This window comes from uncultured Mesonia sp. (assembly GCA_947499595.1).
Lineage (GTDB): Bacteria > Bacteroidota > Bacteroidia > Flavobacteriales > Flavobacteriaceae > Mesonia > Mesonia sediminis.
Genome location: CANMOY010000006.1, coordinates 134,910 through 151,223, shown reverse-complemented (window position 1 = coordinate 151,223; position 16,314 = coordinate 134,910). Strand labels below are relative to the sequence as shown.

The window sequence follows — 16,314 nt, the reverse complement described above, 5'->3', positions numbered from 1 at the left end:
AAAGCGTTAAAGCTCCAAATGTAGCAAATTAATTAGGATACAAAAAGTAAAAAGCAGGTTTAACACACCTGCTTTTTACCTGTATTTTAATGCGGTATTCCTGTGTGAGCTCGTTTTTCTTTTTCTTGTGCATCTACAACTGCAACGGCAGTCATGTTAACCATTTCTTCTACACTAGCTCCTAATTGCAGTACGTGTGCAGGTTTTTTTAATCCCATTAAAATAGGACCAATAGAATCGGTTTGATTCAATTCTTTTATCAATTTGTAATTAGAATTGGCCGCATCAAGGTTCGGAAAAATAAGCGTATTCACCTTTCTACCCGCTAATTTTGAAAACGGGAATTTACTTTCTAACATGCGTCGATTTAAAGCAAAATCTACTTGCAATTCGCCATCTACAATCAAATCTGGCATTTTGTCGTGTAAAATCTCTACTGCACGTTTTATTTTCTTTGCTTTATCATGTTTGGAGGACCCGAAATTTGCATAAGAAACCATGGCCATAATAGGTTCCATACCAAACATTTTCACGATTCGACTAGTCATATAAGCAATTTTAGCCAAATCTTCAGAATCGGGCTCTATATTAATTGAGGTATCACTAATAAACAACGGACCACGGGTAGTATTCATCAAATTGGTTGCTGCAATTCGAGTAACCCCTTTATCCATTCCTATCAAATCTAAAATTGGTTTCACTACGGTTGGATAGGCTCTTGAGTAACCAGACAATAAAGCGTCTGCATCTCCCTCATTTACCATCATACTGGCGTAATAATTTCGCTCACGCATCAATTTTTGCGCCTCATACAAGGTAATTCCATTTCGCTTTCTGGCATTCCAAAACACTTCGGCATACGCATTTACTTGATCTTTGCATTCATCAGACTTAGGATCTATAATCTCAACAGCATCTGTTTTTTCAAACTCCAGTTCCTGCATCAACTCAAGAATCACATCTTTTCTTCCTAATAAAATGGGTTTACATAAGCCTTCATCGTGACCTATTTGAGCTGCTTTTAATACATCCAAATGATCTGCTTCGGCGTAAACAACACGTTTAGGATTTAATTTAGCTCTGTTTAAAAGCAAACGGGTAATTTTATTATCACCCCCCATACGCTCATAAAGCTCATCTTCATAGCGTTGCCAATCCTCTATGGGCTCTTTAGCAACGCCACTTTCCATGGCCGCCTTTGCAACAGCTGGGGGTATTTTGGTAAGTAATCTAGAGTCAAAGGGCTTAGGTATGATGTATTCTCTACCAAAGCCTAATTTGGTCTCTCCGTAGGCAATATTGACTTGCTCTGGAACATTTTCTTTAGCTAGCTCTGCTAAGGCCCTAACAGCAGCCATTTTCATAGCTTCATTAATTTTTGTTGCCCGAACATCTAATGCTCCTCTAAAAATAAACGGAAAACCAAGTACATTATTTACTTGGTTAGGATGATCGCTGCGCCCAGTTGCCATAATCAAATCTTTTCTTGTACTTACCGCTAAATCGTAGTCAATTTCTGGGTTGGGGTTAGCCATAGCAAAAACAATAGGATTCTTAGCCATGCTTAGAAGCATTTCTGGCGTTACAATATCGGCAATAGATAAGCCCACAAAAACATCTGCATTTTGCATCGCCTCTTCAAGAGTATCAATTTTGCGGCTGGTTGCAAACTCCTCCTTTTCGGCACTTAAATTCTCTCGGTCTTTACGGATTACCCCTTTGCTATCTAACATAACAATGTTATCTGGCTGGGCCCCAAAAGCTTTATAAAGCCTAGTACAAGAAACTGCAGCGGCTCCTGCACCACTCACTACAATTTTTACATCTTCTATTTTCTTTTCTGCCAGCTCAACTGCATTTAAAAGTGCGGCAGCCGATATAATAGCCGTACCGTGCTGATCATCATGCATTACGGGTATATCTAACTCCTCTTTTAAGCGTCTTTCAATTTCAAATGCTTCTGGTGCTTTTATATCCTCTAGGTTTATTCCACCAAAAGTCGGTGCAATATTCTTAACCGTTTGTATAAACTCATCTACATTTTTGGTATCAACTTCTATATCAAAAACATCTATATCTGCAAAAATCTTAAACAACAAGCCCTTCCCTTCCATTACGGGTTTAGAGGCCTCTGGCCCGATATCTCCTAAACCCAAAACGGCAGTACCATTTGATATAACTGCAACCAAATTACCTTTTGATGTATACTTGTAGCTGTTGTTTTTATCTTTTTCTATCTCTAAACAAGGAGCGGCAACTCCAGGAGAATAAGCCAATGCTAAATCACGCTGCGTCGCGTATTTTTTTGTTGGCACAACCTCTATTTTTCCAGGTTTGGGTTTGGCGTGATAAACTAAAGCTTCTCGTCTTTTTCTTTCGTTTTGTATACTCATTTGTATTTCGTTTAGCGAACCTACAAATGTAAACATAAGTTTTTTGATTTGCTAAGATTGGTTTTTTAAAAACGAGATATTACGCTGAAGACCCCCAAATTTAGTCCGTTTAACGGCCGATTTCTGAAAAATCTTACCAAAAGTTTCTTGTGTAATCTCTTCCCAATCAGATTTTGTATAAGTCAGCAAATCGGGGTGTGGATCAAAAAGTGGTTCATTATGGGGTTTTGAAAATCGGTTCCAAGGACAAACATCTTGACAAATGTCGCAACCAAACATCCAGTCATCAAATTTACCTTTTTCTGATTGTGGTATTTCCTCTTTTAGCTCAATGGTAAAATAAGATATACATTTACTACCATCTACGCGATAAGGTTCATGAATTGCTTCTGTTGGGCAAGCATCAATACAGGCCGTACAGCTACCACAGTGATCTGTTACGGGAGTATCGGGTTCTAATTCTAAGTCTAAAATTAATTCTGCAATAAAGAAGAATGAGCCTGTTTTTTTGGCCAATAAATTACTGTTTTTACCAATCCATCCCAATCCGCTTCTAGCAGCCCAAGCTTTATCTAGAACTGGTGCAGAATCAACAAAAACACGTCCCTCAACGGCTCCGATCTCATTTTTTATATATTCAAATAAGCTTTTTAGTTTATCTTTAATCACGAAATGATAATCTCGACCATAGGCATATTTGCTAATTTTGTAGGTATCATCTCTCTGATTTACGGAAGGGTAATAATTATAAAGTAAAGATATTACACTTTTTGCCCCAGGAACAAGCAATCGAGGATCAAGCCGTTTATCAAAATGATTCTCCATATAGCCCATCTGTCCATTTTTACCCTCTTTTAGCCATTTCTCTAAACGAGGAGCTTCTTCTTCAAGAAAGTCTGCTTTGCTCACACCACAAGAAATGAACCCAAGCCGGTCTGCTTCGAGTTTAATAAGTTTTTTATAAGGAAGGGTAGTGCTCATGTTAAATCATTAAAATAACCCTGCTTGCGAATTAGGCCTAGAAATACCCAAATGCCTGTAAGCAGCCTCGGTTACTTCTCGCCCGCGCGGGGTTCTAACAATAAAACCTTGCTGGATTAAGAAAGGTTCATAGACTTCTTCAATAGTTTCTGCACTTTCGCTCACTGCCGTAGCCAAAGTGGTAATCCCCACAGGGCCACCTTTAAACTTGTGAATAATGGTGGTTAATATTTTATTGTCCATTTCATCAAGTCCATTAGCATCAACATTGAGTGCTTCTAAACCATATTGAGCAATAGCTAAATCGATTTGACCTGTTCCTTTTATTTGTGCAAAATCTCTAACCCTTCTCAATAGGGCGTTGGCTATACGAGGTGTTCCTCTACTGCGGCTTGCAATTTCTATAGCCGCTTGAGTTCTAATTGGAACTCGCAAAATACTAGCGCTTCTTTCTATAATGGTGGCCAAGAGCTCTGTATTATAATATTGTAATCTACTTGAAATACCAAACCTGGCACGCATGGGTGCGGTTAATAAACCAGAACGAGTAGTGGCTCCAACAAGAGTGAAAGGATTTAATTCTATCTGCACACTACGTGCGTTGGGTCCGCTTTCAATCATGATATCTATCTTAAAGTCTTCCATGGCAGAGTAGAGGTATTCTTCTATAACCGGACTCAGGCGATGTATTTCATCTATAAATAAAACATCTCGTGGCTCTAAATTGGTTAATAATCCAGCCAAATCACCAGGTTTGTCCAGTACGGGACCAGAGGTGATTTTGATACCCGCTCCGAGTTCATTGGCTAAGATATGAGCTAGCGTGGTTTTACCTAAACCTGGAGGCCCGTGAAACAGTGTATGATCTAAAGCTTCATCGCGTAGGTTGGCGGCTTGAACAAAAATGGCTAAATTTTCCAAGACCTTTTCTTGACCTGCAAAATCATTGAAAGATAAAGGCCTTAAGGCTTTCTCTATATCATGCTCGGCTGGAGAGAACCCCTCTCCGGTTGGATCTAAATGCTCATTCATAAAAACAAAGATAAACAAAAAGCCTTTTCAAATCTTGAAAAGGCTTTTGTGATTTATTAAAAGAAGTATCAATGACTTAATTCATCTTCATTAGGCTGAAGTGGTATGTGCTGTGGCACAAAATCTTGCCCAGGAATTACATAGTCTGTTTCTTCCTTATTCATTTTACTATAGTCATACGACCAACGGTAAACACTTGGTATTTCACCCGGCCAGTTACCATGGATATGCTCTACCGGAGTAGTCCATTCTAACGTGGTCGCATTCCAAGGGTTCTGCGTAGCTTTCCTTCCATAAAATATAGAAACGATAAAGTTATACACAAAAATCAATTGCGCTAATGCGGTTAAAATAGCAAACAATGTGATTAGTACATTTACATCGGCTAAATCATCAAAATAAGGAAACGCTGTATTGGTGTAGTACCTTCTAGGAAGTCCGGCTAGACCGATAAAATGCATAGGGAAGAAAACTCCGTATGCTCCAACAGCAGTAATCCAGAAATGCACATACCCTAAATTTTTGTTCATCATTCTACCGTACATTTTTGGGAACCAGTGGTACACACCGGCTAACAAACCGTACACTGCCGAGATACCCATCACCAAGTGGAAGTGTGCTATAACAAAATAAGTATCGTGAACGTTAATATCTAAAGTGCTATCTCCTAAAATAATTCCGGTTAATCCTCCTGTTATGAATGTAGAAACAAATCCAATTGAGAATAGCATCGCCGGATTAAGCTGTAGGTTACCCTTCCATAAGGTAGTGATCCAGTTAAAAGCTTTCACCGCAGAAGGAATCGCAATTAAAAGAGTTGTAAAAGTAAACACAGAACCTAAGAAAGGATTCATTCCTGATACGAACATATGGTGACCCCAAACGATTGTAGATAAAAAGGCAATGGCCAATATAGAAGCAATCATCGCCCGGTAACCAAATATAGGCTTTCTTGAATTTGTTGCCATGATTTCAGAAACCAGACCCATTGCTGGAAGAATAACAATGTATACTTCTGGGTGCCCTAGGAACCAAAATAAGTGCTCAAAAAGTACAGGTGAACCACCTTGGTGTGCTAAAACTTCTCCTTTAATATAAATGTCACTAAGGAAGAAGGATGTACCAAAACTCCTATCCATGATAAGCATTAGCGCGGCACTTAATAAAACAGGGAAAGAAACCACACCAATAATAGCCGTTACAAACAAAGCCCAAATTGTAAGCGGAAGACGTGTCATAGACATACCTTTTGTTCTTAAGTTAAGTACAGTAACGATATAATTCAATGAACCAATTAGCGATTGCGCAATAAAGATTGCCATAGATATTAACCAAAGCGTCATTCCTAAACCAGAACCAGGAATAGCCTCTGGTAAAGCACTCAATGGAGGATAGATAGTCCACCCAGCTGATGCTGGTCCCGATTCTACGAATAAAGAACTAATCATGATAGCACATGATATAAAGAATAACCAATATGAAACCATATTCATAAAACCGGAAGCCATATCACGCGCTCCAATTTGCAATGGAATTAATAGGTTACTAAAAGTACCACTTAAACCGGCAGTTAATACAAAGAACACCATTATAGTACCGTGAATGGTAACTAATGCCAAATAAGAATCTGGCGTCATTACTCCATCTGGCGCATATTTATCGCCAAGAAGTAACTCAAAAATATAAAAAGATTGTTCTGGCCAAGCCAATTGGATTCTGAACAATATGGACATCAAAATCCCTATGAATCCCATAGCAAACCCAGTAATCAAAAACTGTTTAGCGATCATTTTATGATCTTGACTAAAAATATATTTAGTAATAAACGTTTCTTTATGGTGGTGACCGTGACCATCATCGTGGTGCTGATCTTGAGCGTTTAATGTTGCGTTTACTGACATATTTATAAGCTATTATATCTTTTCTAATGTATTATTATTTCTTCTCAATTGTAGAACCAAAAGTTGGTTGCTCTGCAAGCCAAGCTTGGTATTCATCCTCTTCTTCCACTACAATTTTCATCTGCATATTGTAATGAGAAACCCCACAAATTTTATTACATAATAAGTAATAATCGAACTCATAAGGATCTAATCCCATTTCGCCTTGAGCTTCTAACTCTTTTGTTCTTTGTTTTCTAATCTCATTAAGCTCCTTAACTTTATCTACCATATAATCGGTAGTACGCATTTGTTCTGTAGTTAAGGTCGGTGTAAAGCCAAACTGAGTAATCATACCAGGTACCACATTCATTTGTGCTCTATGGAATGGAAAATAAGCAGAGTGTAACACATCTTGCGATCTAAATTTAAAGAGTACCTTCTTATTAACTGGCAAGTGTAATTCTGTGGTAATTTTATCATCCATTGCGTACGGATCACTTTCGTCTACCCCTAACGTATTAACTCCTTCAATAAAGCGTACATTGGCTTTTCCTAAGGTATTATCTTCACCAGAATAACGTGCTTTCCAACCAAATTGATAAGCATACACCTCAATCACCAAAGTATCCTCATCTTCATCGACAAACATAATATCAGACCAGGTAAACAATCCGTAAATAATAAGCCCGGCCAATACGATAACAGGAATAATTGTCCAGATGAATTCTAATTTATCGTTATCGGCGTAAAAAAGCGCTTTTTGGCCCTTTTTACCTCTATACTTCCAACCAAAGTAATGCAGTAAGAATTGAGTAATCATTTGTACAAAAATAATTACTCCCATACTTATAAACATTAAACGATCGTAATCTACCCCGTGTTCTGAGGCAGCTTCAGGAAGATACAAGTCTGTATAATTCCAAAAATTATAAAACATAAAAACATACAAGAAAACCGTAAAGGCCATCAATAAATAGGCCTGGGTTTTATTGTCTTTATCTGAAGCAATACTAGGATCATCACTAGACACAGGCTTCGATAATTTCAGGATTTTTGACATTTGCCAAAAGGTCAATCCCAATAAGGCTAAAACAGATATGATTAAAAATACAGTCATTTTATCGTAGTCTTTAACTTTTTAAATTTTAATAATGAAAGTGTTCACTCTCTTTAATATACGGATTTCTTTTTGCTAGTAAAGGTGCTTTTGTTAATGCGTTAAATACAACGAAAGTAAATAAACCTCCAAAGAAAAGTACCGCACTTATTTCTGGCACACCAATAAACCAAGACTCCCCAACGGTTGCTGGCATTACCATAGTATAAATATCTAAATAATGACCCACTAAAATCATTACACCAGTCATAACAACAAACCAATTAATTCTTTTATACTCACTATTCATTAATACCAACAAAGGAAATAGGAAGTTAATAGCTACCATTCCGAAAAATACTAAGTTGTATTTTTCTATTCTAGTAACGTAATAAACCACCTCTTCCGGAATATTTGAGTACCAAATTAACATAAACTGAGAGAACCATAGGTAAGTCCAAAATATACTGATACCGAACATAAACTTCCCTAAATCGTGAATATGACTATCGTTCACATAAGGAAGGTACCCTCTAGATTTTAGGTAAATAGTTACTAAAGCAATTACAGTAATCGCCGAAACAAATAAACTAGAGAACACATACCACCCGAACAAAGTACTAAACCAGTGCGGATCTAAGCTCATAATCCAATCCCAAGACATCATGGATTCAGTAACAATAAAGAATACTAGAAAAGCTGCAGATAACTTAAAGTTTTTTCTGTAGTAGCTGTTATCGTTAGCTTCATCTTGCTTTAATGAATTTTTTCTTAAAAAGTATCTAAATACATTCCACCCGATAATATAAATGGCAGCCCTAATCAAAAAGAATGGAACATTTAAGTAAGAAGATTTATTCTGGATTATTTCATCGGTGGCAACTACATCAGGATCCATCCAAATGAATAAATGATTAAGGTGAACACCAGACAAAGCCAAAAGAATAAATACAATTATACTACCTGGCAACAAGTAGGCAGTGATAGCCTCCATAACCCTAAATAGTACTGGCGACCAACCGGCCTGTGCTGCATATTGAATCGCATAAAAGGCTAAAGCACCTAAAGCGATCATAAAGAAAAAGAAGGCTCCCACATAAAGTGCGGCCCAAGGTTTGTTTTGTAATTGATGAAGAACATGTTCGGCATGCTCATCATCATGTGATGCATCTCCATGAGCAACTGCATGCTCTCCCGCGGCCATTTCATGATTACCGTGATGCTCTTGAGCAGCTAAAATCTCTTTTACTTCTTCAATCGAGGTGGGTGCAGTTGCAAAGGCATAAACCAATCCTATTGCCCCTAAAATCATAAAGATTATAGCTGTAATTTTTAATTTACCAGATAGCGTATACATATTAATAGATAGTAATGCGGTTATTCTTAATTATTTTCTTCTTTTGATAGGTTTTGATCTGCCGATTCCTGTGCTTTATTATTGGCGTTATCTCCAGCAATTCCAGCTTTTTCCCAATGGGCAATTTCGTCTGGAGTCATAAAATCTCTTTTAGGTTTCCCTTCAAGCTCATTCTTAAGATCCATCACGTAATGTACGATTTGCCAGCGTTCTTTCTCATCGGTTTGAGCGGCATACGATCCCATACTATTTAAACCATAATACACAACGTGATAAGTAGAACCCTCGGTTATAGCTCTTCCCATATCATCGTAAGAAGGCACCCCTAAAATTTTCTCTCGGTTTACCAAAGTACCTTTGCCATCGCCTTTATCGCCGTGACAGATTGCACAATATATGGTATACAAAGCTGCTCCCTCATTTACATTTTCTTCTGTATAAGGAAGCGGATTTTTAAGCTCGGCCTTTGCAGCATCAAAACCATCTAAGTTATTTTCATATTCATAAGGCATCCAACCTCTTGGAACCGAACCTTCTGCTGGTAATTTAGCTTCTTGTCCATTCACAAAAATATCATATTCGCCGTAAGCTTCATACCCTACAGGTTCATACATATCTGGGAAGTATTGATAATTTCTGTCTTTCTCACCAGCACAAGATGCTGCTATTAAAGATAGACCACAAATACTCGCTAGTTTAAATAAACTTCTCATAAGGTTTATTTGTTTATTAAATTTACTTCTAATGCCCCAGTATTCTTAAAGAATTGAGCCATTTCTTCTATGTTATTATTCTCGACTAAAACCTCCATTAAAAACAAATCATCGGTCGTTCTAACATCCGGATTCTCAGCTTTTTTAAAAGGCCATAACCTACTTCTTAAGTAAAAAGTAATTACCATTAAGTGAGCCGCAAAAAATACTGTAAGCTCAAACATAATTGGAATGAAGGCAGGAAGGTTCTCTAGGAATGAGAAACTTGGTTTACCTCCTATATTTTGTGGCCAGTCTTCGATCATAATAAAATTCATCATCAAGATGGCGACCGACAACCCTACTAATCCATAAAGAAAAGAAGTAACTGCCAAGCGCGTGTGTGGTAAACCCATCGCTTTATCTAGTCCGTGAACAGGGAAAGGCGTAAAAACCTCTTCGATATGATAATGCTTAGCACGGGTATCTTTAACCGCTTGCATTAAGATATCATCATCTGTGTAAATTGCATGAATCTTTGTTGATGCCATCTTCAATTAGTTATTTTTTAAGTTAGTTGCCTGTCCAGACCAATCTTTTCTATCTGCTTGCCCATCATAATCGACAAGTAATTGATCTAAAAGTGCATAATCCTCATTTGTCATTTTACTGATTTGATCATAGGTAAAAACCCCTATTTGATGTAGTTGATGCGCAACATTTGTCCCTATCCCATCAATCTTTGTCAAATCATCCTGTTGTTGGCTAGCCGAATCAAATCTTCCGATTCTATCTAAAAGCTGTTGTACCAAAAGCTCTTTATTTTGAGCTGTTGCTGATTTTGTCTCAGGCGAATCTATAACCACATTAACCTTTTGCTCTTTCGGCAATTCGTACAACTTCACTTCATCACCATGTGCTGCACGCATATTCTTATAACGATCTCCAGATGACTTCAAAATTGTTTTTACCTCCGCTTGTGCGATTACTGGGAAAGTTCTCGCATACAATAAAAACAGTACAAAAAAGAATCCAATGGTACCTACAAAAATTCCAATATCTACAAAAGTTGGTGAGAACATTGTCCAAGAAGAAGGCAAGTAATCTCTGTGTAAAGAAGTAACAATAATTACAAATCGTTCAAACCACATTCCAATATTTACAACAATCGAAATAAAGAATGAGAACATGATACTTCTTCGTAACTTAGGAAACCACATAAATTGGGGAGAAAATACGTTACAAGTCATCATGGCCCAGTAAGCCCACCAGTAAGGTCCAGTTGCTCTATTCAAAAAGGCATACTGTTCAAATTCTACTCCGGAGTACCATGCTATAACTAGCTCGGTAATATAGGCCACCCCAACTATTGAACCGGTAATCATAATTACGATATTCATCAATTCAATATGCTGTACGGTAATATAATCTTCTAATCCAGAAACTTTTCTCATAATGATCAAAAGCGTGTTTACCATTGCAAATCCTGAGAAAATTGCCCCTGCAACGAAGTAAGGGGGGAATATGGTGGTGTGCCACCCTGGAATAACAGAGGTAGCAAAGTCAAAAGATACAATAGTGTGTACAGAAAGTACTAATGGAGTTGCAAGACCAGCTAACACTAAAGAAACCTCTTCAAAACGTTGCCAGTCTTTGGCTCTACCCGACCAACCAAAGGCAAGTATAGAATAGATTCTCTTTTGAAAGGGTTTAACCGCACGATCACGAATCATAGCAAAATCTGGAAGTAAACCTGTCCACCAGAAAACTAACGATACAGAAAGGTATGTTGAAATTGCAAATACATCCCACAGTAACGGAGAGTTAAAATTAACCCATAAAGACCCGAACTGGTTAGGAATGGGTAAAACCCAATAAGCCAACCAAGGTCTACCCATGTGAATAATTGGGAATAATCCTGCTTGCACTACAGAGAAGATAGTCATCGCCTCTGCAGAACGGTTAATAGCCATTCTCCATTTTTGTCTAAACAATAATAGAACAGCTGAAATTAAGGTTCCGGCGTGCCCGATTCCTACCCACCATACAAAGTTGGTAATATCCCAGGCCCAGCCTACGGTTTTATTTAGACCCCAAGTACCAATTCCGGTAGAGACGGTATAAGTTATACAACCCAATCCCCAAATAAAGGCTACTAAGGCAATAGAAAAAACAATCCACCAAGATTTGTTAGCCCTTCCCTCAACCGGCGCAACAACGTCTAATGTTACATCGTGATAGGTCTTATTCCCGGTAACTAGCGGCTTTCTTATAGGTGCTTCGTAATGAGACATAGTATTTTTAAAATTAATTCTTTACTTAATTAAACTTCTGATGTGTTTCTAATTTTAGTCTGATAGAAAACATTCGGCTTGGTACCTAAGTACTCTAACAAATGATACATTCTATCATCTTGCTTATTCTTATAAACTTCACTCTCTTCGTTATTAATGTCTCCAAACTGAATAGCACCAGTACCACAAGCTTGAGAACAAGCTGTTTGGAACTCATCTTTCTTCACCTCACGACCTTCACGTTTAGCGTCAAGAATCGTTTTCTGAGTCATCTGAATACACATTGAACATTTTTCCATAACCCCTCTAGAACGAACCGTCACGTCAGGGTTAATCACCATTCTCCCTAAATCATTGTTCATATTATAGTCAAATGAATCGTTTTGGTTATATCTAAACCAGTTAAAACGACGCACCTTATAAGGACAGTTGTTTGCGCAATAACGCGTACCCACACATCTGTTATAAGCCATTTGGTTCTGACCTTGTCTACCGTGTGAAGTTGCCGCTACAGGACAAACTGTTTCACAAGGCGCATGGTTACAATGCTGACACATAACAGGCTGGAAAACCACTTGCGGATTACCCGAAGCTTCTTCTAGCTCACCAAATCCTGATAGTGAATCTCCTAGACCATCAAAATTGTCTTTCTTTTCTAAGTCTTCAACAAAAGTTTCTTCAGAAGAATAATATCTATCAATACGCAACCAGTGCATATCTCTACTTTTTCTAACCTCTTCTTTACCTACAACTGGAACGTTGTTCTCGCTATGACAAGCAATCACACAGGCACCACATCCGGTACAAGCATTTAAGTCTATAGAAAGGTTAAAATGGTGTCCTACACTTCTATCAAATTCTTGCCACAAATCAACTTCGGGAGAATTAACAGAAACCGGCTTATGATCTAAAGAAACATGCGGTATAGCGTTCCAATGCTCTTTATCTTTAGTATTAAAAATCTCTAAAGTGGTTTCCTTGATTATATCTCCACTACGCCCCATTAATGTTTTATGCAATTGCACACAAGCAAATTCATGCATGCCACTCGCTTTCTCAACACTAATATTTTGAACGGAATTAAAATCTTTATATAATGGGAAAGCATTTATTCCCACCTGCATTTCACTCTGTATAGCTTCTTTTCTACCATAACCAAGTGCTAAACCTAAGGTTCCCACTGCTTGACCAGGTTGAATAATTACTGGTACATTTTCTAAAACCACGCCATCCAAGCTTAAGTTTGCATAGCTACCGTTTAAACCACCATCAGCCACATGTTCATTTACAAACCCCAAGTTTTCAGCATCTGCCTTTGACACGGTTAAATAGTTATCCCAAGATACTCGCGTTAACGGATCTGGAAATTCTTGTAACCAAGGATTATTAGCCTGTCTTCCACTACCCATTCCGGTTTTTGTATACAAGTGAAGCTCTAAACCGTTGGTTTTTTCAGCCTTCGCTAGACGATTGGCCGCATTAGAAATGCTTACATTAGCCACAAAGCCTTCACTTGCTTTTAAGTCAGCTCCTGCACTAGAAGTAAATACACCATCATGCAGTGCAGTAGCCCAATTGGTACCACCTAAAATCCCTTTACAAGTCTCTTTTATATATTTATAATAATTTTCTTCTTTTCCTAATAAACTCAACAATACGTCTTGAAATTGCTTAGTGGCAAATAACGGACGTATGGTTGGTTGGGTTAAACCGAATTGAGTTTTAGTAAAACGTACATCACCCCAACTTTCTAAATAATGAGGTTCCGCCCCAACAAATCCACAAAGTTTTGCAGTTTCATCTAGTCGCTCAGCGAAAGCTACAGAAACATCTACACTTGCCAAAAGAGAAGCAAATTCATCTCCATTAGGCAAAGTAAATACAGGATTAACCCCTGCCATTATCACCGCACCAACAGCACCCGCTTTAAGATCCTCTATAAGACCTTTTACTTCAGCTACACTTCCTTGCTTAGTAAGCTTCGGATCATCTGTACTCATCACCTTACTTCCTAAGGCTTCATTTATAGCCATCACAAGCAATTGAGCATCAACATCCTGAAGCCCAGATACTACAACCGCTCCAGAACCAGCTTTACGCAACTGCTCTTTAGCTTTTACTACAACATCATCTAATTTCGCTGACAATCCACTAGTTGATTTACCCGAAACATATCCGTAAAGCGCCGCTAAAACTTGTTTTTGCTCTGCCGCGGTAACCATTACACGCTTATCAGCATTAGCGCCAGTCAAAGACATATTGGATTCAAAATGAACGTGTCTTGACATCTTGCCATCTTTCGGAATACGACCCTTAGCATAACCTGAATCGTAACCACCACCTTGCCAATCACCTAAGAAATCTGCACCAACAGATACAATTACTTCGGCTTTTGCAAAATCATAATTTGGCATGGCTCGGTAACCATATTTTTGCTCAAAAGCGCTCAAAACAGCATCTTCTGCTACATCATCATATACTACATGACTTGCATTAGGGTATGCAAGTTTAAACTCTTCCATCAAACGCTCTGTAGATGGACTAGCAAAACTCTGTGTCAAGAAAACAATTTTCTTCCCAGCGACAGCGTCTAAACGCTGCTTTAAATCAGATTCAAATGTTTCCCAAGAAACAGACTCACCACCTACCATTGGGCGCTGCAATCTATTAGTATCATACAAAGAAAGAACCGAAGCATGAACCCTGGCATTCGCCCCCGGACTCAATTTATCTAAACTATTATTCTCAATCTTTATTGGTCTACCCTCACGAGTTTTAACCAACACACTAGAGAAATCAAATCCGTTAGCTATTGTTGTCGCGTAATAATTCGCTACTCCAGGAACAATTCTTTCGGGCTGAACTACATAAGGAATAGATTTAACAACCGGCCCTTCACAAGCTGCTAAGGATGCCGCTGCCGTACTAAATCCAACAAATTTCAAAAAATCTCTTCGAGAGGTTTTAGAACTCTCCAAAGACTCTTTATTACCCAAGAACTCATCTGTAGGGATTTCCTCTACAAATTCGTTTTGCTGAAGCGTCTCAACAATAGAACTATTATCTTTTAGCTCCTCAACACTTTTCCAGTATTTCTTGTTTGATGACATATATAAAATAGATATTAACTGCTTAATAAATTAGTAATGACATTTTCCACACTCCAGCGCCCCCATTTGAGCAGCCGTCAAGGTTTCAACACCATATTTTTTTGATAATTCTTCGTGAATCTTCTCGTAATACTCATTACCCTGCATATTCACTTTGGTATCTCTGTGACATTCTATACACCACCCCATAGTTAAAGGCGCGTGCTGCCTCATAATCTCCATTTCCTCAACAGGACCGTGACATTTTTGACACTCGATACCAGCCACAGTAACGTGCTGAGAGTGGTTAAAATAAGCCAAATCTGGTAAATTATGAATACGAACCCATTTCACAGGCTTCTCTTCTCCTGTGTAGGATTGCGTAGACGGATCCCATCCTACAGCATCATAAAGCTTGGCTATTTCACCATCATAAAATTCTTTTGAATAATCCTCTGTTGCCGTTTCAGGAGCAACCTCTGCTATTGACTTATGACAGTTCATACAAACATTCAAAGAAGGAATACCAGACTGCTTACTCACCCGAGCAGAAGAGTGACAATACTTACAATCAATACCATTGTCGCCCGCGTGAATCTTATGAGAATAATGAATAGGCTGCACAGGCGCGTAACCTTGATCTACACCTACCTGCATAAAAAAACCATATACATAATACGAACCAACTAGCAAAAGAACTACCGTAGTAACAATCACTAAAAACTGGTTCTCTACAAAAGCCTTCCAAATAGGCTTAGAAGTTTTTTCGTCTTTTTCAATTACCACACCATTTGCCTCTGCAAAACGAGTTAATGTTTTGTTCACCAAAAACAAAACCACCAAAAGCAATAATAACACAAAAGCCAAAATACCTAAAACAACCTGAGTAGAAACTCCTGCACCACCCCCTTGACCAGCCGCCGCAGCTCCTTCGGTAGCAACAGCCACTTTAGGCTCGGGTTTTGGCTGCTCTACATAAGCCAAGATGTTATCGATATCAGAATTTGATAATTGAGGAAAGGCATTCATCGCCACCTTATTATACTCTTCATAAATGGCAACCGCTTGAGGGTCTCCTGCTTCAATCATTGCCGAACTATTCTTAATCCAAGAATACAACCACTCTTTTCCTCGTTTTTCAGTTACTCCGTGTAAAGCCGGACCAATAGCTCGCTTATAAGGCTTATGACAAGCTGCACATAGACTATTAAACAAATCTTTACCAGCACTAACATCACCTTCTAGACCAGCCTCATCGACCGGTGTCGTGTTTTCTTCTACCGAAGGACTATCGGCAGCATCTTGTGCAAAAGAGGGGTTAGAAAAGAAAAATAATGCTGCTAGAGCGAGCAAAAGGAATCTTGAATTTGAATGGCGCATTTTCACCTTTTTCATATTACAGTTGAATTAACATCTTTAACTTGATATACCTTTCACAATAAGGCAGTTACCTCTAAACAAGCCTGAATACTGCGAAAAACAATAGCAAAAGTAACA

General features: G+C 38.3%; 11 protein-coding genes. All 11 read right to left on the bottom strand.

Annotated features, from left to right (window positions below; all coding sequences use genetic code 11):
* Positions 1-86: 86 nt before the first annotated feature.
* Positions 87-2,429, bottom strand: coding sequence for an NADP-dependent malic enzyme (locus ACH2AZ_RS08880; RefSeq protein ID WP_394907558.1), 2,343 nt, complete (start codon positions 2,427-2,429; stop codon positions 87-89).
* A 15-nt stretch (positions 2,430-2,444) separates the two neighbouring features.
* Positions 2,445-3,374 carry a tRNA epoxyqueuosine(34) reductase QueG gene (gene queG, locus ACH2AZ_RS08875; RefSeq protein WP_394907557.1) on the bottom strand — a complete coding sequence of 310 codons (930 nt, stop codon included), beginning with the start codon at positions 3,372-3,374 and terminating at the stop codon, positions 2,445-2,447.
* A gap of 9 nt (positions 3,375-3,383) precedes the next feature.
* Complete coding sequence (gene ruvB / locus ACH2AZ_RS08870) at positions 3,384-4,406, bottom strand: Holliday junction branch migration DNA helicase RuvB (protein ID WP_394907556.1); 1,023 nt, start codon at positions 4,404-4,406, stop codon at positions 3,384-3,386.
* Between the two features lie 68 nt (positions 4,407-4,474).
* Complete coding sequence (locus ACH2AZ_RS08865; RefSeq protein ID WP_394907555.1) at positions 4,475-6,307, bottom strand: cbb3-type cytochrome c oxidase subunit I; 1,833 nt, start codon at positions 6,305-6,307, stop codon at positions 4,475-4,477.
* A 34-nt stretch (positions 6,308-6,341) separates the two neighbouring features.
* Positions 6,342-7,406, bottom strand: a complete 1,065-nt coding sequence (locus ACH2AZ_RS08860) for a cytochrome c oxidase subunit II (protein WP_394907554.1) — start codon at positions 7,404-7,406, stop codon at positions 6,342-6,344.
* Between the two features lie 28 nt (positions 7,407-7,434).
* A complete protein-coding gene (locus ACH2AZ_RS08855) occupies positions 7,435-8,742 on the bottom strand; it encodes a quinol:cytochrome C oxidoreductase (protein ID WP_394907553.1) in 1,308 nt (435 codons plus the stop codon).
* A 26-nt stretch (positions 8,743-8,768) separates the two neighbouring features.
* The gene (locus ACH2AZ_RS08850; protein WP_394907552.1) at positions 8,769-9,455 is read right to left on the bottom strand and encodes a c-type cytochrome; all 687 of its coding nucleotides are present in this window, start codon (positions 9,453-9,455) and stop codon (positions 8,769-8,771) included.
* A gap of 5 nt (positions 9,456-9,460) precedes the next feature.
* Positions 9,461-9,985: a DUF3341 domain-containing protein gene (locus ACH2AZ_RS08845; RefSeq protein ID WP_394907551.1), complete on the bottom strand. Its 525-nt coding sequence runs from the start codon at positions 9,983-9,985 to the stop codon at positions 9,461-9,463.
* A gap of 6 nt (positions 9,986-9,991) precedes the next feature.
* Positions 9,992-11,728, bottom strand: coding sequence for an NrfD/PsrC family molybdoenzyme membrane anchor subunit (gene nrfD, locus ACH2AZ_RS08840; RefSeq protein WP_394907550.1), 1,737 nt, complete (start codon positions 11,726-11,728; stop codon positions 9,992-9,994).
* Between the two features lie 29 nt (positions 11,729-11,757).
* Positions 11,758-14,838 (bottom strand): TAT-variant-translocated molybdopterin oxidoreductase, encoded by a 3,081-nt coding sequence (locus ACH2AZ_RS08835; RefSeq protein ID WP_394907549.1) that lies wholly within the window; start codon positions 14,836-14,838, stop codon positions 11,758-11,760.
* Between the two features lie 30 nt (positions 14,839-14,868).
* Entirely contained in the window at positions 14,869-16,212 is a 1,344-nt protein-coding gene (locus tag ACH2AZ_RS08830) for a cytochrome c3 family protein (protein WP_394907548.1), read from the bottom strand.
* Positions 16,213-16,314: the final 102 nt, after the last annotated feature.

Bases quoted from the DNA above. Each gene is read 5' to 3' on its own strand.
- ruvB (WP_394907556.1), bottom strand. From the start codon at position 4,406: ATGAATGAGCATTTAGATCCAACCGGAGAGGGGTTCTCTCCAGCCGAG.
- ACH2AZ_RS08865 (WP_394907555.1), bottom strand. From the start codon at position 6,307: ATGTCAGTAAACGCAACATTAAACGCTCAAGATCAGCACCACGATGAT.
- ACH2AZ_RS08855 (WP_394907553.1), bottom strand. From the start codon at position 8,742: ATGTATACGCTATCTGGTAAATTAAAAATTACAGCTATAATCTTTATG.
- ACH2AZ_RS08835 (WP_394907549.1), bottom strand. From the start codon at position 14,838: ATGTCATCAAACAAGAAATACTGGAAAAGTGTTGAGGAGCTAAAAGAT.
- queG (WP_394907557.1), bottom strand. From the start codon at position 3,374: ATGAGCACTACCCTTCCTTATAAAAAACTTATTAAACTCGAAGCAGAC.
- nrfD (WP_394907550.1), bottom strand. From the start codon at position 11,728: ATGTCTCATTACGAAGCACCTATAAGAAAGCCGCTAGTTACCGGGAAT.
- ACH2AZ_RS08830 (WP_394907548.1), bottom strand. From the start codon at position 16,212: ATGAAAAAGGTGAAAATGCGCCATTCAAATTCAAGATTCCTTTTGCTC.
- ACH2AZ_RS08845 (WP_394907551.1), bottom strand. From the start codon at position 9,985: ATGGCATCAACAAAGATTCATGCAATTTACACAGATGATGATATCTTA.
- ACH2AZ_RS08860 (WP_394907554.1), bottom strand. From the start codon at position 7,406: ATGACTGTATTTTTAATCATATCTGTTTTAGCCTTATTGGGATTGACC.
- ACH2AZ_RS08880 (WP_394907558.1), bottom strand. From the start codon at position 2,429: ATGTTTACATTTGTAGGTTCGCTAAACGAAATACAAATGAGTATACAA.
- ACH2AZ_RS08850 (WP_394907552.1), bottom strand. From the start codon at position 9,455: ATGAGAAGTTTATTTAAACTAGCGAGTATTTGTGGTCTATCTTTAATA.